This is a genomic window from Pseudomonas sp. D1HM (assembly GCF_019266105.1).
Classification (GTDB): Bacteria; Pseudomonadota; Gammaproteobacteria; order Pseudomonadales; family Pseudomonadaceae; genus Aquipseudomonas; species Aquipseudomonas taetrolens.
The window spans coordinates 96,806-117,211 of sequence record NZ_LRMN01000015.1; the positions used below are offsets into that span (position 1 = coordinate 96,806).

18 protein-coding genes are annotated in these 20,406 nt (G+C 60.4%); 12 read left to right on the plus strand and 6 right to left on the minus strand.

Going from position 1 to position 20,406, the window contains the following annotated elements; translation table 11 throughout:
• The first annotated feature begins 67 nt into the window (after nucleotides 1–67).
• The 10 genes from urtB (at nucleotide 68) to ureC (ending at nucleotide 8,761) form a co-directional block, all read left to right on the plus strand.
• Entirely contained in the window at nucleotides 68–1,570 is a 1,503-nt protein-coding gene (gene urtB, locus AWM69_RS16200; RefSeq protein ID WP_218727529.1) for an urea ABC transporter permease subunit UrtB, read from the plus strand.
• Entirely contained in the window at nucleotides 1,570–2,649 is a 1,080-nt protein-coding gene (gene urtC, locus AWM69_RS16205; protein ID WP_131653589.1) for an urea ABC transporter permease subunit UrtC, read from the plus strand. The genes urtB and urtC overlap by 1 nt, the downstream gene beginning before the upstream one ends.
• Entirely contained in the window at nucleotides 2,646–3,494 is an 849-nt protein-coding gene (urtD, locus tag AWM69_RS16210; protein WP_131653590.1) for an urea ABC transporter ATP-binding protein UrtD, read from the plus strand. Before urtC ends, urtD begins: the two co-directional genes overlap by 4 nt.
• A gap of 162 nt (nucleotides 3,495–3,656) precedes the next feature.
• Complete coding sequence (urtE, locus tag AWM69_RS16215) at nucleotides 3,657–4,355, plus strand: urea ABC transporter ATP-binding subunit UrtE (protein ID WP_048382703.1); 699 nt, start codon at nucleotides 3,657–3,659, stop codon at nucleotides 4,353–4,355.
• A 32-nt stretch (nucleotides 4,356–4,387) separates the two neighbouring features.
• Nucleotides 4,388–5,227: an urease accessory protein UreD gene (locus AWM69_RS16220; protein ID WP_131653591.1), complete on the plus strand. Its 840-nt coding sequence runs from the start codon at nucleotides 4,388–4,390 to the stop codon at nucleotides 5,225–5,227.
• A 68-nt stretch (nucleotides 5,228–5,295) separates the two neighbouring features.
• Nucleotides 5,296–5,598, plus strand: coding sequence for an urease subunit gamma (gene ureA, locus AWM69_RS16225; protein ID WP_218727531.1), 303 nt, complete (start codon nucleotides 5,296–5,298; stop codon nucleotides 5,596–5,598).
• A 9-nt stretch (nucleotides 5,599–5,607) separates the two neighbouring features.
• The gene (locus tag AWM69_RS16230; protein WP_218727533.1) at nucleotides 5,608–6,150 is read left to right on the plus strand and encodes a GNAT family N-acetyltransferase; all 543 of its coding nucleotides are present in this window, start codon (nucleotides 5,608–5,610) and stop codon (nucleotides 6,148–6,150) included.
• On the plus strand, nucleotides 6,147–6,680 hold the full coding sequence (locus tag AWM69_RS16235) for a GNAT family N-acetyltransferase (RefSeq protein WP_131653593.1): 534 nt from the start codon (nucleotides 6,147–6,149) through the stop codon (nucleotides 6,678–6,680). Before AWM69_RS16230 ends, AWM69_RS16235 begins: the two co-directional genes overlap by 4 nt.
• Nucleotides 6,677–6,985, plus strand: coding sequence for an urease subunit beta (locus tag AWM69_RS16240; protein ID WP_131653594.1), 309 nt, complete (start codon nucleotides 6,677–6,679; stop codon nucleotides 6,983–6,985). The genes AWM69_RS16235 and AWM69_RS16240 overlap by 4 nt, the downstream gene beginning before the upstream one ends.
• 75 nt (nucleotides 6,986–7,060) lie before the next feature.
• Entirely contained in the window at nucleotides 7,061–8,761 is a 1,701-nt protein-coding gene (gene ureC / locus AWM69_RS16245) for an urease subunit alpha (RefSeq protein ID WP_218727535.1), read from the plus strand.
• Between the two features lie 69 nt (nucleotides 8,762–8,830).
• Here the strand turns inward: ureC and AWM69_RS16250 are convergent, their stop codons facing one another.
• The 3 genes from AWM69_RS16250 to cbpA form a co-directional block, all read right to left on the minus strand.
• On the minus strand, nucleotides 8,831–14,017 hold the full coding sequence (locus AWM69_RS16250) for an NEL-type E3 ubiquitin ligase domain-containing protein (protein ID WP_218727536.1): 5,187 nt from the start codon (nucleotides 14,015–14,017) through the stop codon (nucleotides 8,831–8,833).
• A 189-nt stretch (nucleotides 14,018–14,206) separates the two neighbouring features.
• Nucleotides 14,207–14,509 carry a chaperone modulator CbpM gene (locus tag AWM69_RS16255; protein WP_048382710.1) on the minus strand — a complete coding sequence of 101 codons (303 nt, stop codon included), beginning with the start codon at nucleotides 14,507–14,509 and terminating at the stop codon, nucleotides 14,207–14,209.
• A 2-nt stretch (nucleotides 14,510–14,511) separates the two neighbouring features.
• The gene (gene cbpA / locus AWM69_RS16260; RefSeq protein WP_218727538.1) at nucleotides 14,512–15,423 is read right to left on the minus strand and encodes a curved DNA-binding protein; all 912 of its coding nucleotides are present in this window, start codon (nucleotides 15,421–15,423) and stop codon (nucleotides 14,512–14,514) included.
• A 296-nt stretch (nucleotides 15,424–15,719) separates the two neighbouring features.
• Here cbpA and AWM69_RS16265 point away from each other — a divergent pair, with 296 nt between their 5' ends.
• Nucleotides 15,720–16,985, plus strand: a complete 1,266-nt coding sequence (locus AWM69_RS16265; protein WP_131653598.1) for an Hsp70 family protein — start codon at nucleotides 15,720–15,722, stop codon at nucleotides 16,983–16,985.
• 111 nt (nucleotides 16,986–17,096) lie between these two features.
• On the opposite strand, the gene AWM69_RS16270 is transcribed toward AWM69_RS16265, so the two are convergent.
• The 3 genes from AWM69_RS16270 to AWM69_RS16280 form a co-directional block, all read right to left on the minus strand.
• Nucleotides 17,097–18,107: an AI-2E family transporter gene (locus tag AWM69_RS16270; RefSeq protein ID WP_131653599.1), complete on the minus strand. Its 1,011-nt coding sequence runs from the start codon at nucleotides 18,105–18,107 to the stop codon at nucleotides 17,097–17,099.
• Between the two features lie 127 nt (nucleotides 18,108–18,234).
• A complete protein-coding gene (locus AWM69_RS16275) occupies nucleotides 18,235–18,516 on the minus strand; it encodes a PsiF family protein (RefSeq protein ID WP_048382714.1) in 282 nt (93 codons plus the stop codon).
• A 90-nt stretch (nucleotides 18,517–18,606) separates the two neighbouring features.
• Nucleotides 18,607–19,392: a helix-turn-helix transcriptional regulator gene (locus tag AWM69_RS16280; RefSeq protein ID WP_131653600.1), complete on the minus strand. Its 786-nt coding sequence runs from the start codon at nucleotides 19,390–19,392 to the stop codon at nucleotides 18,607–18,609.
• Between the two features lie 97 nt (nucleotides 19,393–19,489).
• On the opposite strand from AWM69_RS16280, the gene AWM69_RS16285 reads away from it, so the two are divergent.
• Nucleotides 19,490–20,374, plus strand: a complete 885-nt coding sequence (locus AWM69_RS16285) for a DMT family transporter (protein WP_131653601.1) — start codon at nucleotides 19,490–19,492, stop codon at nucleotides 20,372–20,374.
• The last annotated feature ends 32 nt before the right edge of the window (nucleotides 20,375–20,406 follow it).

Below are 20,406 nucleotides of genomic sequence, written 5' to 3' on the forward strand. Positions count from 1 at the left end.
TTCTGATAAACCGCGGCGCCTGCATCCCGAGCAAGCGCGCTCCTGCAGACTCTGTAAGGCCATGACGATGCCCACTGCCCTTTACCGCTTTATCTTCGCGTTGCTGCTATTCCTGCCCTTGGCGGCCACGGCCGATGACGCCAGCGACTTCACCGCCGCGAACAGTACCCAACAGGCCAAATTACTGGAGAGTTGGGCTGCCCGGCCCGAACCGGCCCGTGTCGAGCTGATCAACAGCCTGCAGCAAGGCCGGATTGCCCTCAACGGTGAAACCCGAACGGTGCGTCTGAACAACCGCTTGCGCGGTTTGATCGAGACCGCGCTGGCCAGCCATCAACTGCTCGCCGCCGACCCGGCACTGCGCCTGACCGCGGCGCAGCAACTGCAAAAGTCTGCCCGACCGGCGCAGCTCAGCTTTCTCGAACAACAACTGGCCAGCGAAACCGACAGCGATGTTCAGAGCGCCCTGAGCCTGGCACTGGCCAATCTGCAACTGGTGGACAGCAACCCCGCCGTACGCCTGGCCGCTGTGCGCCTGCTCGGGGAAACCGGCGAGCCGCTGGCCCGTACCCGCCTTGAAAACCTGTTGCAGCCGGGTGTCGAAACCGATGCCGCCGTGCGTACCGCTGCCGAAACCAGCCTGGCGCAAGTCGAGCGCAAACTGCTGATCGGCGATGTGCTGGGCCAGGCCTTCAGCGGCGTATCCCTGGGGTCGATTCTATTGCTGGCGGCCCTCGGGCTGGCCATCACCTTCGGCCTGCTCGGCGTGATCAACATGGCCCACGGCGAGATGCTGATGCTCGGTGCCTACGCCACTTACGCCGTGCAGTTGCTGTTTCAGCGCTATGCACCCGGGGCCATCGAGTTCTATCCCCTGCTCGCTCTGCCCGTGGCGTTCTTCGTCACCGCCGGCGTCGGCATGCTGCTGGAGCGCACGATCATTCGCCATCTCTATGGCCGACCACTGGAAACCCTGCTCGCCACATGGGGCATCAGCCTGATGTTGATCCAGTTGGTGCGCTTGCTGTTTGGGGCGCAGAACGTCGAAGTTGCCAACCCGGCCTGGCTCTCGGGCGGCTTGCACGTGCTGCCCAATCTGGTACTGCCCTACAACCGCATGGTCATCGTCGTCTTCGCCCTGGCCGTCGTAGTGCTGACCTGGTTGCTGCTGAATAAAACCCGGTTGGGCCTTAACGTGCGGGCCGTGACCCAAAACCGCAACATGGCGGCGTGCTGTGGCGTGCCGACCGGGCGGGTGGACATGCTCGCCTTCGGTCTCGGCTCGGGCATTGCCGGGCTGGGTGGCGTGGCGTTGAGTCAGGTTGGCAACGTCGGCCCGGACCTGGGCCAGGGTTACATCATTGATTCCTTCCTGGTGGTCGTGCTCGGCGGCGTCGGTCAGCTCGCGGGCACGGTCTACGCGGCCTTCGGCTTAGGGGTGGCAAACAAGATCCTGGAACCGCAGATGGGCGCCGTGCTCGGCAAAATCCTTATCCTGGGGCTGATCATTCTGTTTATTCAGAAACGCCCGCAAGGTCTCTTCGCGCTGAAAGGACGGGTGATCGACTGATGAACCAACCCCTGATGATGACAGCCACACAAAAGGCCGGGCCCAGGCTCACCGCGCTGGCGGGCGGCCTGATACTGCTGGTACTGCTGGCCATGCCGCTGCTGTCGCTGCTGCCTGCCGACAGCCCGTTTCAAGTCTCTGCCTACACGTTGACGCTGGTGGGCAAAATCCTGTGCTACGCCATTGTCGCTCTGGCCCTGGATCTGGTCTGGGGTTATGCCGGGCTGTTGTCGCTGGGGCACGGCCTGTTCTTCGCTTTGGGCGGTTACGCGATGGGTATGTACCTGATGCGCCAGGCCGCAGGCGATGAGTTGCCCGCCTTCATGACCTTTTTGTCGTGGACCGAACTGCCGTGGTACTGGGTCGGGACCGAGCACTTCTGGTGGGCGATGTGCCTGGTGGTGCTAGCGCCGGGCATGCTGGCGCTGGTGTTCGGCTTTTTCGCCTTTCGTTCGCGGATCAAGGGCGTGTACTTCTCGATCATGACCCAGGCCCTGACCTTCGCCGGGATGTTGCTGTTTTTTCGTAACGAAACCGGCTTCGGCGGCAACAACGGCTTCACCCACTTCCGCAGCATTTTGGGGTTCGGCATCACTGAACCCGGGACCCGCGCCGCGTTGTTCTTAGCCACCGTGCTGTTGCTGGTAAGCAGTCTGTTTCTGGGCTGGCGACTGGCGCGCAGCAAATTCGGCCGGGTGCTCACCGCGCTGCGTGATGCCGAAAACCGCCTGATGTTCTGCGGTTACGACCCGCGGGGCTTCAAGCTGTTTGTGTGGGTGTTGAGTGCCGTGCTGTGTGGCTTGGCCGGAGCGTTGTACGTGCCGCAAGTGGGGATCATCAACCCGGGTGAAATGTCGCCCACCAACTCCATTGAAGCTGCCGTATGGGTGGCCCTGGGCGGACGCGGCACCTTGATCGGCCCCTTGCTCGGCGCAGGCCTGGTCAATGGCATGAAGAGCTGGTTCACCGTGGCCTTCCCCGAATACTGGCTGTTCTTTCTCGGGGCGTTGTTCATCATCGTGACCCTGTACCTGCCCAAGGGCGTGATCGGCCTGCTGAAGAAAAGGGGCGAGCAATGAGAATCACACCGACCGCTGAATTCATGCTCGAACCGGTCATGGATGCAGGCAGCAGCCGCGACGCCATCGGCCTGGGCCAAAGCGCCGGGCCAGGCCTCAATACCCGCCACGGCACGATCCTGACCCTGGAAGACATCAGCGTCAGCTTTGACGGCTTCAAGGCGTTGAACAACCTCAACCTGTACATCGGCGTGGGTGAGTTGCGCTGCATCATTGGCCCCAACGGGGCCGGCAAGACCACGATGATGGATGTGATCACCGGCAAGACCCGTCCCACGGAAGGTCAAGCGTGGTTTGGCGAAACCTTCGACCTGAGGCAGATGAGCGAAGTGCAGATCGCCCAGGCCGGGATCGGTCGCAAGTTTCAAAAGCCCACAGTGTTCGAGGCCCTGAGCGTGTTTGAAAACCTGGAGCTGGCCCAAAAGACCGACAAGTCGGTGTGGGCCAGCCTGCGCGCAAGGCTGACCGGCGAACAGACCGACCGCATCGGCGAGGTGCTCGACACCCTCCGCCTGACCCCCTCGGCACAGCGCCCGGCCGGGTTGTTGTCCCACGGGCAAAAACAGTTTTTGGAAATCGGCATGCTGCTGGTGCAAGACCCGCAGCTGTTGCTGCTGGACGAGCCGGTCGCGGGCATGACCGACGCTGAAACCGAGTTCACCGCCGAACTGTTCAAAAGCCTGGCGGGCAAGCACTCGCTGATGGTGGTGGAGCATGACATGGGCTTCGTCGGCGCCATCGCCGACCACGTCACCGTGCTGCATCAAGGCAGCGTACTGGCCGAAGGGTCGCTGGAACAGGTGCAGGCAGATGAGCGGGTGATCGAGGTTTATCTGGGCCGCTGATGAATGGAACGAGGCTGCAAACTTGCCTTTGTAGCCGCTGCCGCAGGCTGCGAAAAGGGCCGCAGGACCTTCAACTGCAAAACCCATCGCAGCCTTCGGCAGCGGCTACAGAAGGCTTATGCACAGGTACACAGTCAGGCGCAGGCCATAAGGAAACCAACCATGCTTCACGTCAAAAATCTGCATCAGTTCTATGGCGGTAGCCACATTCTTCGCGGCCTGTCATTTGAGGTCAGCGTGGGTGAAGTCACGTGCCTGCTCGGGCGCAATGGCGTGGGCAAAACCACGCTGCTCAAGTGCCTGATGGGTTTGCTGCCGGTCAAAGAAGGCGAAGTGCAATGGGCGGGTCAGGTCATCACCTCGCTTAAACCTCATCAGCGCGTGCACGCCGGGATCGCTTATGTGCCCCAGGGCCGGGAGATTTTCGGACGCCTGACGGTTGAAGAAAACCTGCTCATGGGCCTGTCGCGCTTCCCGGGGGCCGAAGCCCGGGAAGTGCCCGCGTTCATCTATGAGCTGTTCCCGGTGTTGCTGCAAATGAAACATCGACGCGGTGGCGATTTGTCCGGTGGCCAGCAACAACAGCTGGCGATTGGCCGCGCACTGGCCAGCCGGCCTCGCTTGCTGATCCTCGACGAGCCCACCGAAGGCATTCAACCCTCGGTGATCAAGGAGATTGGCGCCGTGATCAAAATGCTCGCCGCCCGGGGCGACATGGCGATCTTGCTGGTGGAGCAGTTCTACGATTTTGCCGAAGAGCTGGCCGATCAGTACCTGGTGATGTCCCGGGGAGAGATCGTGCAGCAAGGCCGTGGAGAAAATATGCAAACAGAGGGTGTACGCGGGCTGGTGACGATTTAATCTGTGGCCCTGATAAGTGAAAAGTCCTACCTATGAACCTGCCGGCCAACACCGCGTTGTTCACCCCCAGCTGGGATGCCGAGCTGGAACTGGGCTATGGCCGCTTTGGTGAGAGCACGCGCCCGACGCTTCGCCGCCATGCCGGGCCGCTACGTGTGCAAAAGCACCTGTACGCCGAAGGCCCGCAGGTGTGCCAGCACATCATCGTCCATCCGCCGGGAGGGATCGCCGGCGGTGACCGGCTGAACATTCGCGCCAGTGTCGGCCCCGGGGCCTGGGCGCAACTGACCAGCCCCGGCGCCGCAAAGTGGTACCGCGCCGCCGGGCCGGCCTATCAAACAGTCGAGCTCAATGTGGCCGCCGGCGCGACGCTCGAATGGCTGCCACAAGAAACCATCGTCTTCAGCGCAGCCCGGGCCGAACTCAGTACCCGCATTGAACTGGAAGGCGATGCGCGGCTGTTTTACTGGGACATGGTGGCGCTGGGCCGACAAGCCAGCGACGAACACTTCGACCTCGGGCACTTTCAATCACAGCTGGATATCCGTCGCGACGGCCAGTTGCTCTGGCATGAGCGCCAGCGCATTGTCGGCGGCGATGGCCTGTTGCACTCGCCTATAGGCCTGGATGGCCACCCGGTATTTGCCACGTTGCTGGTGACCGGTGACATCAGCCCCGAATTGCTTGAGACCTGCCGCTCGTTGCCCAACCCGGTACGAGGTGATCTGACCCAATTGCCGGGCCTGCTGGTGGCGCGTTGCCTGGCCGCTGAGGCCTTGCAGGCACGGGGCTGGCTGATTGACCTGTGGCATCTGCTGCGTCCGGCGCTACTGGGCCGAGCGGCGTTGGCGCCAAGAATCTGGAGCACCTGAAGCACGGCGCAGGCATCAGCCGCCCGCCCTTCGCACTCTATTTTTTCTGATTTGAATACGGACCCATCATGGACCTGACACCACGCGAAAAAGGCAAGATGCTGATCTTCACTGCCGGCCTGCTGGCCGAACGGCGATTGGCACGCGGCGTGATTCTCAACTATCCGGAAACCATCGCCTATATTTCGGCCGCCTTGCTCGAAGGTGCCCGTGATGGCCGCACCGTCGCCGACCTGATGCATTACGGCACCACCCTGCTCACCCGCGAGCAGGTCATGGAAGGTATCCCGGAAATGATCCCCGACATCCAGATCGAAGCCACCTTCCCGGATGGCACCAAGCTGGTCACTGTCCATCAACCCATCGCCTGAGGCTGCACCATGTCTTACATCATTCGTGATGCTGTCCCGAGCGACCTGCCGGCGATTCGCGACATCTACAACGATGCGGTACTCAATACCCTGGCCATCTGGAACGAGCAGACCGTCGACCTGGAGAACCGCCAGCAGTGGTTTGATGCCCGCCAGGCCCAGGGCTACCCGATTCTGGTGATCGTCGATACCGCCGACACCCCGCTGGGTTACGCCTCGTTTGGTGACTGGCGACCGTTTGAAGGCTTCCGCCACACGGTTGAACACTCGGTCTACATTCATCCCGAGCAGCGCGGCAAGCGCCTCGGCCCACTGTTGCTGGTGGAACTGATCAAACGTGCCAGAGCCTGCGACAAACATGTGATGGTGGCCGCCATTGAAAGCGGTAACGCCGCGTCGATCCATGTCCATCGCCAGCTCGGCTTCGTCACCAGCGGGCGCATGCCACAAGTCGGGATCAAGTTTGGTCGCTGGCTCGACCTGACCTTCATGCAATTGATGCTCAACCCTGGCGCATTGCCCCGCGCCGCTCACCTGGATAACGTGCAATGAATACCGAACACGTGCTGCAAGTCACGGCCCAGACGTTTGCGCAGTATCGCGAAGACTTGATCACGTTGCTGATCGATGCCGTTCGTCACGGTGCTTCGGTCGGGTTCATGGACGATCTGGACTTACCTCAGGCCAGCCGCTACTTCAACGAGGTTCACACTCAGTTGGAGCAAGGCAGCTTGCTGTTGTGGGTCCTGGTCGAAGACCAGCGCGTGCTGGCCAGTGTGCAGTTGGCCCTGTGCCAGAAGAGCAACGGCCTGAACCGCGCCGAGGTGCAAAAACTGCTGGTACTCAACGAGGTGCGGCGTCGCGGCCTGGGGCAGGTGCTGATCCACGCCCTTGAACAGGGCGCCCGCCAGCAAAAACGCGGGTTGTTGCACCTGGACACCGAAGCCGGCTCCCCGGCCGAGAACTTCTACAGCGCACTGGGCTACACCCGTGTCGGCGAATTGCCCAACTATTGCCGCAGCCCGAACGGCCATTACAGCCCCACGGCCATCTACTACAAAACCCTGGGTGAGCCGCAATGATTCCGGGTGAATACCGGATCGAGTCCGGGGATATCGAACTCAATGTCGGCCGCCGCACCTTGAGTCTCAGTGTGTCAAACCGGGGCGACCGGCCAATCCAGGTCGGCTCGCACTATCACTTTTTCGAGACCAATGATGCGCTGAACTTTGAACGGGCCGACAGCCGCGGCATGCGCCTGAATATCCCGGCAGGAACAGCCGTGCGCTTCGAGCCGGGCCAGACCCGCGAAGTGGAACTGGTGGAGCTGGCCGGACTGCGTCGTGTGTTTGGCTTTGCCGGGCGAATCATGGGCAACCTGGACTGACCCCAACACGAATCGCGAGCACGCTCGCGATGAAATCACCGCGGGCCGGATCGAATTAATTTTGGGGAATGAACAATGAAAATTTCTCGTCAGGCTTACGCCGATATGTTCGGCCCCACTGTGGGCGACAAGGTACGGCTGGCCGATACCGAGTTGTGGATCGAGGTCGAACAGGACTTCACTACCTACGGTGAAGAGGTGAAATTTGGGGGCGGCAAGGTGATTCGCGACGGCATGGGGCAAAGCCAGCTGCTCGCCAGCGAAGTCGTCGACACATTGATTACCAACGCTCTGATCATCGATCACTGGGGGATCGTCAAAGCTGATGTGGGGCTTAAAAACGGGCGGATTCATGCCATCGGCAAAGCCGGCAACCCGGACATCCAGCCCAACGTAACCATCGCCATCGGCGCCAGCACCGAGGTCATCGCCGGCGAAGGCATGATCCTCACCGCAGGCGGGATCGACACCCATATTCACTTCATCTGCCCGCAGCAGATCGAAGAAGCATTGATGAGCGGCGTGACCACCATGATCGGCGGCGGTACCGGCCCGGCAACAGGCACCAATGCCACCACCTGCACCTCCGGGCCGTGGCACATGGCGCGCATGCTGCAGGCCGCCGATGCGTTCCCGATGAACATGGGGTTCACCGGTAAAGGCAACGCCAGCCTGCCTCAACCGCTGATCGAACAGGTCGAGGCCGGGGCGATCGGCCTCAAGCTGCATGAAGACTGGGGCACCACCCCGGCCGCCATCGACAACTGCCTGAACGTTGCCGACCTGTATGACGTACAAGTGGCGATTCACAGTGACACCCTGAACGAGTCGGGGTTTGTCGAAACCACCCTCGCCGCGTTCAAAGGCCGCACCATCCACACTTATCACACCGAAGGCGCCGGTGGCGGGCATGCCCCGGACATCATCAAAGCCTGCGGCCTGAGTAACGTACTGCCGAGCTCGACCAACCCGACCCGGCCCTTTACCCGCAATACCATCGACGAACACCTCGACATGCTGATGGTGTGTCATCACCTTGACCCCAGCATTGCCGAAGACGTGGCCTTTGCTGAAAGCCGCATCCGTCGCGAAACCATTGCCGCCGAAGACATCCTGCACGATCTGGGGGCTTTTTCGATGATCAGCTCCGACAGCCAGGCAATGGGACGTGTGGGCGAAGTCATCACCCGTACGTGGCAAACCGCCGACAAAATGAAGAAACAGCGCGGCCCGCTGCCTGAAGACAGCCCCGGCAACGACAACTTCCGCGCCAGGCGCTACATCGCCAAATACACTATCAACCCGGCCATTACCCACGGTGTAAGCCATGAAGTGGGGTCGATCGAGGTGGGCAAGTGGGCCGATCTGGTGCTGTGGCGCCCGGCGTTTTTCGGGGTCAAGCCGACGCTGATTCTCAAGGGTGGTGCGATTGCCGCCAGCCTGATGGGGGACGCGAACGCCTCCATTCCGACCCCACAGCCGGTTCATTACCGCCCCATGTTCGCCAGCTATGGCGGATCGCGCCACGCCACCTGCCTGACGTTCATCAGCCAGGCCGCAGCGGATGCCGGTGTGCCTGAAACCCTCGGTTTGAAAAAGCAGATCGCGGTGGTCAAAGGCTGCCGCGATGTGCAAAAAACCGACCTGATCCACAACGGTTACTTGCCAGTGATCGACGTCGACCCGCAGACCTATCAGGTCAAGGCCGATGGCGTGTTGCTGTGGTGCGAGCCGGCAGACGTACTGCCGATGGCCCAGCGTTACTTCCTGTTTTGACAGCGCTCGCCGGACGGTGAGGGGGCGAGTACTGAGACCAGCCCCCCCCCGGCAATGCCCGGTACAGGCTCATCCCTGGCGCGGGGTTTCTCTCAGCGCTGGCACGTCCACGCCCAGCGCTGCATCCGTCAATGCCTTCAGCAGCTGTCGGTGCTCATCATCAATCTGACGGACACCGGCCGCGTACTCGGCATCGGTCATGACCCGACCGAGGGGCAGCGCACTGAGGGGTTTGCCCAGCACGGCGCCCGCCTGTTCGATCTGCTGGCGCAACCCGGCTTTCTGCGCCCCGGATAACGCCACGTCTTCGACCCAGGCCTGTTGCGCGGCCTGCAGATCGATCAACGCCTCCAGCTTGGCTTTCAGCCTGTCAAAATCAGGACGGTGGGTGCCTTCAAGAAACTCGATCCACCGCGGCTGATCGAGCAACTGGTTGCGCAGACCTTCACCTTGCTCCAGCGCCAGCACCTGCTCATAGGCACTCTCCAGCATCGCCGGTGTCACCTCGGGCTCCACGAACATATTGCTGGAAGATTGCCACGGCAAATCCAGGCGCCGGGCAAGATGAGTGGTGTAAGCCAGGTAGATTTCCACTTCATCGATGTCTGGCAGCAGCACGCCATTGGCATCGTAATGATCGACACGCCGTGGCGTGTCACCCGAGTTGTATTTGTACTCGGGGTGCTTGCGGCCCTGGGCTTCCAGTTCCTGCACCCGCGCCCGGGCAATCCGCCCCAACTGATCGAGCCGGGCCTTGCCTTTGGCGAGGTCGAGCACTTCGAGTTTGACCAGCCACGCCTTCGGCGCCTGATAAGCCTCGTACCACATCACCTCGACACCCATCGCATTGAACAGCTGTGCGCCGGCATCAATACACGTAAAAGGTGCCTGAGCCATCTCGAAGAGCTTGTCACGAAGGTCAGGGCTTTCGTCCATGGCTGTCAGCATGCGCCAGACCTTGGCTTTCATGTCTGCGTTGAAGGTCACGGCGTCGGGGCGATAATTCATGTGTTGCGCCTGATCGCTGATGACGGCGAAAAACGGCTCCGAACCCGCAGAGAATTCCACACGGTTCCACAACGCTTGCCGGGAGACCACCTCTTCGGCGGGCAGGCCCTCGACCCAATGCCCGCTGTCGCTGGCCAGCCCCCGTGCCCTTTGCCGGGCGGGGTCGATTCCCACCGATTCGCGATACAGGTTTATTTTTTCGTTCACCTCATCCGAAACCCGTTGCGCGCTGATACTGGTTCGCCCCAGCAGGCGGGCCTTGTCAGAGCCCGGCGCCACATCAGGGATGCGGGTCAGCGGGTTATCTTCGAGCAACAGTAAAAAATCCCGAGGCCGGGGATGAGCCAAAAGCCCGGCGGGCCAGGCATCAAGCCCGCAATTGTTGAGCGAAATGGCTCTGAGGCGGGGCATGCGGCTCAGATCGGGCAACACGCCGAGCGGTGAGTCGTCCAGCCCCAGCATCACCAACTGGGTCATGCCTTTGAGCTGCTCGGCGGATTCAGGGGTGAGCGTGATGTTGTTCACCATCAGGTCGAGCACTTCCAGTTTCGGCATGCGTGTGATGGCCGTCGGGAATCGGGTCAGTCGATTGGCACTGAGATCGAGCGACTGTAATTTCGGAAAGTTTGAGAGAAAGTCGTCAATGGCATCCGTGGCCCCCGTTTGCGACAACTCGACCCGGGTGACATGGGAGAAATCTGCGCTCAACGGCGGCAGGCTTTCCAGCACAGGCCCCATGCCTTCGCCTTCGATTTGCAGCGTCTGGCCAATATACCGCCCGGCACGATCCAGATTCATCGGACCGGCCCGACGCCACACCTGCTTGAGCCGATCGCTGATGTAATGCCTGGCCCGCAATACCGGAATCTGGGTGTCCGTCGGCCCGCCCCGCAAAGGCACACCATCGACAGGGGATGAAATCCATCGGTTGAGGGTCATGCCCAACTGGGTGAAATCATCCTCAAGCGCTTTGATCCTGGCCGGTGCATGGATGCCGAGTGAACTCAGTGCATCGGATATTTCATCCGCTCCGGCATAGGGATACAGCCGCTCATAGCGGGCCCTGAGCATCTCTTGCGGACCGTAAGTGCCCGTGGTCCGCCGGCCACTGAGCGGGTAACCCAAGCGGCCATCGGGCAAGCGTTCGGGGGGCAGGAAGAACGGTCGGCTCTCGGCCCGGATGTTCAGCAGGGGCCGCAGGCGCTCCCGGGATAACGGGTGTTGCTGAATATTCAATTTCAACGCCGAACCCTGGCCCACATGGGGCAACTTTACCGACTGCCGATACCCGTCCGGCAAGGCATGCTGCAGGCTGCTATACAGGTCATCAGCGCCATGCAGCGCCTGGCCCTGTTCATCCTGAGCCATGTATTGCCCATCTCCGATGCGTACCAGCACTTTGCGATTGCCTGCCTCCAGGGGGCCAAAGCTGGCCCTCAATTCGCCATTGAAGTGATCGTTACGGACTTCAATGCGCAGATCGTCCTTCCAGCCGGGCAAGGTTTCGAGGGTATTCAGGGCCAGGGTTTCGGTGTCTGCCGTGACCAGGCTGTCCATATACAGCCCGCGGTAAGCAGACGACAGTTGCGCCTCACGCTGCAGGGTGCGTGCCGATTGCATCAACCGTTCGGGGCCTTTGCCGCTGTTGAGCTGCGCCAGTTCGCTGGCGCTGGCGTCAGACACCAACCGGCGGGCAATCGATGCAGGGAGTTTCGGAAACACGCGCTTGAGCCACTCGATGGAGGTCCGCAGCGGATCCCTGGCCGGCACACTGCCTTCAGCAAGGCTGTCGAACAAACGCTGGGTGTTTTTTTCCATCAGTGCGCTCAGACGCTCTTTGAACAGCTCAAGGCGTTCATCACGCTGAAAAGGTACACGCTCACCCAGCAGGTCTTCGAGTTGTTGCTGAGTCAGTGCGTCCACAACACGTCCCGGTAACTCGCCATTCATCAACTGCGCCCGGTTGATGTGGATAATGTCGTTACCGGACGCGTGTTCATTGCCGAATCGGGCGCCCGGTACCGAAGGCGCCGGCAAGTCGAAAACCTCGATGGCCTTGCTCGCGGGCCAGCCCGCCAGCTCCGGGGCAAAGGCCGCGGAGTAGCCACACAGTTCACTGGAGAGACGCCCTGCCCTGACTTCCGCGACCACGGTCCTGGCCTTGGCATACGCCTTGAATTGCCAAATGCTGTCGGCCAGAAGTGCGGGGGTCGGCTCGTTCTCGACATACATGCGGCGCAAGTCGTCTTCATGAACGCCGCTGACCTGCAGCACCTGCTCGAGTTCGCTGTCGCTCATCCCCACGACCGAGGCGCCCAGCCGGCGCATCAGGGTACGTCGTGGCCACAGCTTGGGCTGCTCCCCTTCATGCACCCACACCCCGTGGCCGTTGTGCCGGAACTCGGGTTCATAAGCCTCCACGCGGGCGGGATGCAACGCACGATACTGACCGGAGGCCGGATCTTGCCTGAGCACGTAGTGCTTGCCTTCGTGCACCAGCACTTCACGATTATTGTGCGTGTGCAGGCCAATCTCATTGGGCTGTGATTGGGGCGCCAGGGTGATCGGATGTTCATAACCTTCCAGGTCCGGGCTCCAAAGCCGCTGCTCACCGCCCGGCAATGTCACGCGCTTGAGCCTTTCGATCACCGGTGACACGCCGCGCACCACTGCGGCGCCCGCCGCCAGCATCGCCATGTTTTCCAGGACATCACCGATATGCCCCCAGGCCGCTTCCCGGTCGCCATCGCTCCACTCGAGACAGCCTTCGATGGTTTCGTACAGCAACTGCCCGGCCATCACCGTCAACATCACATCACCCAGGGGCGGTACCACCATTGCCAGCACGTTGACTGCAAACAAGCCGATATTCAGATAGTGCGAGAGCCGTGCAGAGCGATTGCTGACATCGGCGTCTGCCGTGGACAGGGCCATGTTGCGGGCATTGTTGAACAGGGTGCCGCGCATGTCGTCGAACAACTTGCCCCATATTTCAACGTCGAACCACACCCGTTCTTCGCTCATGGTGCAAATTTCGAGGTTGATATCGGGATCGTCCGCCTGGACACGACGCGTATGGTATTCGGGCTGGGGCAGTAGCAGCACAGGCCTCAGTGACAGGGCCCAGCCCAGCCACCAGGGATGCTCCGGCGCATCCGTCACCAGCATGGTCAGGCGCCTGTAGTAATAGGGACGGTCCTTTTGCTCAATGAACCGGCTCAGGAACAGTTGATAAGGCGTAAGGCCCGCCTGCCTCAATGACGTGGAACGGGTCGTCAGTTTGCGCAGCATTTCGTCACGAAAATCGGAGAAGCTTGCGTAGCGCTTGAGCGGGTGCTCTGGATCGCCCGGGATCCAGACCACCATCGCTCCCGCGTAGTGCCCCTCGACACTGAGCTCGAAGACGACGCAGCCCTTGAGCAAAAGCCCCATCACACATGGGTAGCGATACCAGAGTTGTTGCTCGCCCAGCTTGATCTGACGCTCACCGCCCACCACCCGCATCATCAGGGCATAAGTGGCGATGTCGATATCGCCCTTGAGCAAGGCTGTTTGCGCATCGACCTTGAGCAACGCTTGCTGGTGACTGATGTAGCGGTGGCGCAGGACTTCCCGGGACAGCACGCTTTCCGGGTCGAGCCAGGTGCCGAGCTCCTGCTGGTACAGGCGACCGATATCCAGGGTTCGGCACAGCGAGGTGAACACTTCGAGCGTGAGTGAGGTCTGGTACGGCTTGAAGCGGCCGAACTCGTCCGGCCGGCTAATGAACCCCGAGTCTTCGCCAAAGTACCCGGCCTCGGTTTCAGGTTGCTCAAAGTTGTGCAGTGCGGCCTGAAGCAACGACATGCTTTTGACACTGAACCCGCCCGAGCCGACACCAAACGCGTCGACCGTCGGTGCGTAGAGCCGGACAAAAACCTCGTTGACCGGGAGCCTGTACCCGGCACTTTCCAGCGCCTGCTCGAGCAAGGGTTGCGCAAAGGCGTTCAGCTCCGGGATTTTGCCCAGGTAACTGTCCAGCTTGTTCAGTGCCTGGCCGCAGGTCTGGTTCAGCGTTTTGAGCGTGTCTTTTTGTGCCGTTGATGCGCGTGCATACCAATCGGGAATCTGCGGGCGGATTGCCGTCAGCGCGGCACGTCGCTCTGGCGCAGCCTCTACCATATACGGGGGGATGGCGCTCTGGATGAGGTCGTAGTGGCGTCCGTGTTCAATGGGGATTAAAGCGGGGTAAGTCGTAGCCTCGGGCATCGTTCAGTCCTTGATAAATGATGGGGTCATCAGCTTATCGAGGAGGCCTTGGGCTAAAGGGGTATATAGATAGTGCCTGGTCGGGCCAGTGCAATCATGCCGCATGCAGCGGGCTCACGAGGGTCGCCATGCGTTGATTCGGACGAATCAACGCATGGTCATCGCAAACTCGCGGGGGCCGGAGTCAAGCTATTCGACGAAGCGTCCCAACTGCTGTTTGAGCCGCTGATTTTCGGCCCGCAGTTGCTGCAACTCTTCGAGCAGTTCCAGTGCCAGGGCGACACCTTCCCACTCCATCTTCAAATCATCACGCAGCTTGGCTGCACGCCTTGCAATCATCAGTTCGTAATCTTCAAAACGCCACACGTCCGGCGTGCGGCCCTGAGGCTCGATAATTCCGTGTTCGACAATCTCTATCACGTAGGTGGCCGGGATATTGGCCTCCTCGCAGAACCTTTCCATGTCCAGCTGAACGATCAGGGTGCTGCTCATGATCAGTTACTCCATTGGGCTCTCGGGTCGAATGCCGCTTTTTCGGCGAGGTCTTGCCACAGGGCTTTGGTAGCCTCGTCGGTGTGCTTGGGCATCACCACTTTCAATTGGGCGTACAAATCACCGCGCTGGCCTTGCTTGTCTGCCAGGCCATGGCCTTTGATCCGCAAACGCTGACCGCTCTGGCTGTCCGGACGAATGGTCAGGTTGATCTTGCTGGTCAGGGTCGGCACTGCCACTTTGGTGCCCAGCGCCGCTTCCCATGGTGCCAGCGGAACCGTGATGATCAGGTCGTGACCTTCCACATCGAACATCGGGTGCGGGGCAAAGCGAATGATCAGGTACAAATCACCATTCGCCCCGCCGCCCATGCCCGGGCCGCCCTGGCCTTTGAGACGGATGCGCTCGCCGTCTTCCACACCGGCCGGGATCTTCACGTTCAGTGTCTTGTTGACACCTGCGATCTGAAAGCTGATCTGTTTCGACTCGCCGGACAGGGTTTCTTCAAGAAAAATCGGCAATTCCATTTCTACGTCCTGTCCACGACGACCCGCACTGCGACCTGACTGGCCACCAAAACCGCTGCTGCGCGAACCGAAGACCGAGCTGAAAAAGTCTGAAAAATCGCCCGTGTCTTCAAAACCGGCACCGGCGTGACCCTGCCAGCCTGGTGGCCCCTGGAACGGCTGGCCATGCTGGCCATATTTACGCAGTTCATCGTATTCCGCGCGTTTTTCGACACTTTTAAGGGCCTCATAGGCCTCGTTGACATCCTTGAACTTGTTCTCGGCGTCCTTTTCCTTGCTGACATCCGGGTGAAACTTGCGCGCGAGCTTGCGATAGGCGGCCTTGATCGCCTTATCGTCAGCCGTGGGCTCGACACCCAGGATCTTGTAATAGTCTTTGAAGTCCATGTAAGGATCACCATCCGTTATCAATATCGCGCAGTTCTTGCTCACCCAGGAAGCTCGGGGTGCCCGGCCGGTCGATTGATCGCTATCAACCGTCTGACTGAACTGTGCTGCAAAAGTTTATCGGCAGCCTACAGGCTTCTCGCCAGCCAACTACCAAGCCAATGTCTGGAAGGTTGGGGGTGAAGGATAGTCTTTCAAGGGGATTAAAACCTGCGATTTAACGAATAGTCGCCCTTCGATTCTTCGGCGGTCTGGCATACACTGCGCGGCCGTTTTTTAACCGGAACACAAACGACATGAAAAGCGCCTCTCCAGCACGTGCCTGCGGTATCGACTTTGGCACGTCCAACTCCACTGTCGGCTGGCTGCGCCCAGGCGTGGAAACGCTCATTGCACTGGAGGACGACAAGATCACCCTGCCCTCAGTGGTGTTCTTCAATATCGAAGAACGCCGCCCGGTGTATGGTCGTCTGGCGCTGCATGAGTACCTGGAAGGCTACGAAGGCCGGTTGATGCGCTCGCTGAAAAGCCTGCTGGGCTCCAAGCTGATCAAGCACGACACGAGCGTGCTCGGCACCGCAATGCCGTTCAAGGACCTGCTCGGCCTGTTTATCGGTCAGCTCAAGCAGCGTGCCGAAGCGACCGCCGGTCGTGATTTTGAAGAAGTGGTTCTGGGTCGCCCGGTGTATTTCGTGGATGACGATCCCCTCGCCGACCAGGAAGCCGAAAACACCTTGATCGACGTCGCGCGCAAAATCGGCTTCAAGGAAGTGTCGTTCCAGTATGAACCGATCGCCGCGGCCTTCGATTATGAATCGACCATCGAGCGTGAAGAACTGGTACTGATTGTCGACATCGGCGGTGGTACATCCGACTTCTCGCTGGTGCGCCTGTCCCCGGAGCGCCGTGGCATGGACCACCGCCAGGACGACATCCTGGCCACTGGCGGCGTGCACGTAGGCGGGACCGACTTCGACAAGCAGTTGAGCCTGCAAGGCGTCATGCCTCTGTTCGGTTACGGCAGCCGCATGAAAAGCGGTGCCTATATGCCCACCAGCCACCACATGAACCTGGCGACCTGGCACACCATCAACTCGGTGTACTCGCAAAAGTCCCAGCTGGCCCTGGGCAGCATGCGTTACGACATCGAAGACACCGGTGGCATCGACCGCCTGTTCAAGCTGATCGAGCAACGTGCCGGTCACTGGCTGGCTATGGAAATCGAAGAAACCAAAATCGAACTGACCCAGAGCGACAGCCGCCATGTACCGCTGGATCGGGTTGAAGCCGGTCTGAGCGTAGAGTTGAGCCGGACGCTGTTCGAAGCGTCGATCGACAACCAACTGGAGCGCATCCGCAACAGCGTGACGAACTTGCTGGTCAGTGCCGGCGTAGGTGTCGAGCAGGTCGACACGGTGTTCTTCACCGGCGGTTCGAGCGGCATCCCGGCCTTGCGCCAGAGCGTCTCGGCCATGCTGCCCAACGCCCGCCACGTTGAAGGCAACATCTTCGGCAGCATCGGCAGCGGTCTGGCAATCGAAGCCAAAAAGCGTTACGGCTAACAGCAATTTTGTAGCCCCTGCCGCAGGCTGCGATAGGGGCCGCAGGGCCTTCGCCTTTTAAAGGCAGGGTCGCTGCGCAACCCATCGCAGCCTGCGGCAGCGGCTACGGGTTCAGACCAACCCCGCCTGCTTCAGCTCGCTTTTCAAATACGCATAGTAAATCGGTCCCGCCACCACCCCCGGCAGGCCGAAGGCTGCCTCGAATACCAGCATCGCCAGCAGTAACTCCCAGGATTTTGCGCTGATCTGCCCGCCGACGATTTTGGCGTTGAGGAAGTATTCCAGCTTGTGGATAACGATCAGGTAGCCCAATGCTCCCACTGCGACCCAGATCGACAACGACAGCCCGACAATGGTGATCAGGGTGTTGGAGATCAGGTTGCCGATCACTGGCAGCAGGCCCAACAGGAACGTCAGCACGATCAGGGTTTTGGTCAGTGGCAGGTGCACGCCGAACATCGGCAGGATCAGCGCCAGGAATACCCCGGTAAATACGGTGTTCAACAACGCGATCTTGATCTGCGCAAACACAATGTTGCGAAACGCCTGCACCAACAGGTGCAAGCGCTCGAACAGCGCCGCGGACAACGGCTTGCGCCGGCTCACATCCGGAATGCGTTGCAAGGCAATGATGGCGCCCAGCACCATGCCGATCAGCAAGGTCACGAACATGTGCGCCGCGTCTTTGCCCACCAGCTGCAAGTCGCTCAGGTGCTTGTTCATCCATGCGCCGATGGCCACGCGAAACTCGGCCGCACTGGCGGGCAGATACGCATCGATAAACGGCGGCAATTGCCCGCGCGCCCTGTCGACCACGACCATGAATTTGTTGAGTGAGGCGCCGGGATTTTCTGCTTCATGCAGTAAAAAGCTGATGGCGCCGGCAAAGAGCAGCGCCAATACGCTGACTACCAGTGTGCCGAGCAGCGCCACGGCCAGCCAACGCGCACGCCGCCCGGCGATCAGCCGCTGCAATTGCGGGGTGAGCATGTTGACCAGTTCGAAAACCAGCAAACCGGCCAGAAGGCTCGGCAACAAACGTAACGGAAAAACCAGTAACAGCCCGCCAGCAATGATGATGTAACTGGCCAGAAGGATGTGACGTTGAGAAAACGATGGCATACAGCCTCAGACCAGGCAGCGCGAATGGACGGGCAGTCTGCCAGCCTTCGGCGGGGATCACTAGAATTTGTAACGGCATCTGACCTGTAGCCGCAGCCGGCTGCCCACGGCTACAGGCTCAGGGAGGTTATTTCTTCTTCAGGCACTCGCTCATGAACGCTTTGCGCTCATCGCCTTTGAGGGCCTGGGTGCCCGCGGTGGCGTTGCAGGTTTTCATTTTTTCTTGTTGCGTGGCCGGCTTGGCTTTGAGACAGGTACTCATGAAGGCTTTGCGCTCATCACCCTTGAGGGTTTTGGCGCCGGCCTCGGCGTTGCAGGTGGTCATTTTGTTTTGTTGGGCAGTGGCCGCAAATCCTTGGGAACACAACAGCAAACCCATCATCAACAGAGGAACGCGCAGCATCTTCATGGAGTCTTCTCCTTATTGCCGCACCGAGTGGCAGCGGACTTATCGGCATTGTAGACAAACTCTGTTACACCTACAGCCCGTCCGCGCGCTTTAAAGATGCTGAACCTGACGCCGGTATTGTTCGGGGGTACACCCGGCCTGGCGCTGAAACATCGCGATAAAGGCCGATGACGAGCTGTATCCCGTGTCGAAGCCGACATCCTGCACGCTGCGCCCGGACTCCAGGGCCTCTATCGCGACCAGAAAGCGCAGACGCTGACGCCACTCGCCGAAGCTCATGCCCAGCTCACGCACAAACAAACGCGCCAGAGTTCGCTCGCTGACATGCACCTGATCGGCCCATTGCCCCAGCGGCCGGTTATCGCCTGGGTGGTGTTGCAACGCCTCCAGCACCAGCAGCAGCCCGGGATGACGCGCATACGGCAGGTAGCACTGATGCTCGGGGGCCTGACGCAATTGATCGACGAGTACTTGCGCCAGACGAATATCCGCCTCGCTTTGGGGGATATTGATATCGCGCCGGGCAAAGTCGCTGAGTATGGCCTTGAGGATGTCGCTGATGGCCAATGTCACCGGACGGGTCGGCAGGTGCTGACAGTGCTGGGTGTCCAGATACACCGAGCGGTACACAATCGCCTGCGCGTTATAGGCACTGTGCACGGTATTGGGAGGTACCCAGACCGCATATTGCGGGGGCGACATGAAGCGCTGGCCCTGAACCTCAAACCGCATGACCCCGCGGGCCACGTAGTCCAGCGAACCCCAGGCATGCACGTGTGGCGCGGCATGGCTGTCGGCCGCAATTTCGGCGTAGCGGAAATAGACCGGGGCCGGTAAGCCATCGAATTCGGGAACGCTGATCAGGTTCTTGCGCATGCTGTCTGGATCTAAACAAAGATTGGCCGGATTGAAGTATAGGCCTGCAGACAGACAAGCGGATAATCCCCGCTCATTCATCGTGTGGTTGTGACTGATGCAATACGCTTTCCCGCTGCTGGCCATTTTTATCTGGGCCGGCAACAACGTGATCACCAAAATGGCCGTGGGGGCGATCTTCCCGTCCGAGATCGGTTTTTATCGCTGGCTGCTGGCCGGCCTGCTGTTCACGCCGTTCATGCTCAAACCGATCATTGCCAACTGGTCAATCATCCGCCCCAACCTGGGCAAGATTTTCATCCTTGGCGTACTCGGCATGGCGGTTTATCAAAGCCTGGCCTACTACGCCGCCGCCCGTACCTCAGCCACTAACATGGGCATCATCCTGTCACTGATGCCGTTGATGGTGCTGGCCATGTCCATCATCAGCCTGGGCCAGCGCCTGACCGCCGGCGCCTTGTTCGGCGCCATGCTGTCGTTTGTCGGCGTGCTGGTAGTGGTTTCCAGTGGCAGCCTCGGCCTTTTGCTCGAGCAGGGCCTGAACCTGGGCGACGCGATGATGCTGATCGCCACCCTGGCCTATGCGATTTACAGCACGCTGCTGAAGAAATGGCAGCTGCGGCTCCCTCCTTTGCAGATGCTGTACCTGCAAGTGCTGGTAGCGATTGTGGTGCTGTTTCCGCTGTACCTGCTTTCACCCAAGATCGGCCCCTCGGTACACAACATCGGGCTGGTGCTGTATGCCTGTGTGCTGGCGTCGATGCTCGCTCCGTTGGCGTGGATGAAAGCCATTGCCCTGCTGGGGCCGAGCCGGACCACGCTGTTTTTCAATCTGTTGCCGCTACTCACCGCGCTGATTGCGACCGTGGTACTGAACGAGCAGTTGCACGCCTATCACCTGATCGGCGGCGCACTGACCCTGGCCGGGGTCATCCTTTCGGAGCGCTGGACCACACCGCTGGGCAAGCCCAAGACGGCGTAAACAGCCAGGCGCAGCGCCGAGGGAAATCCGAT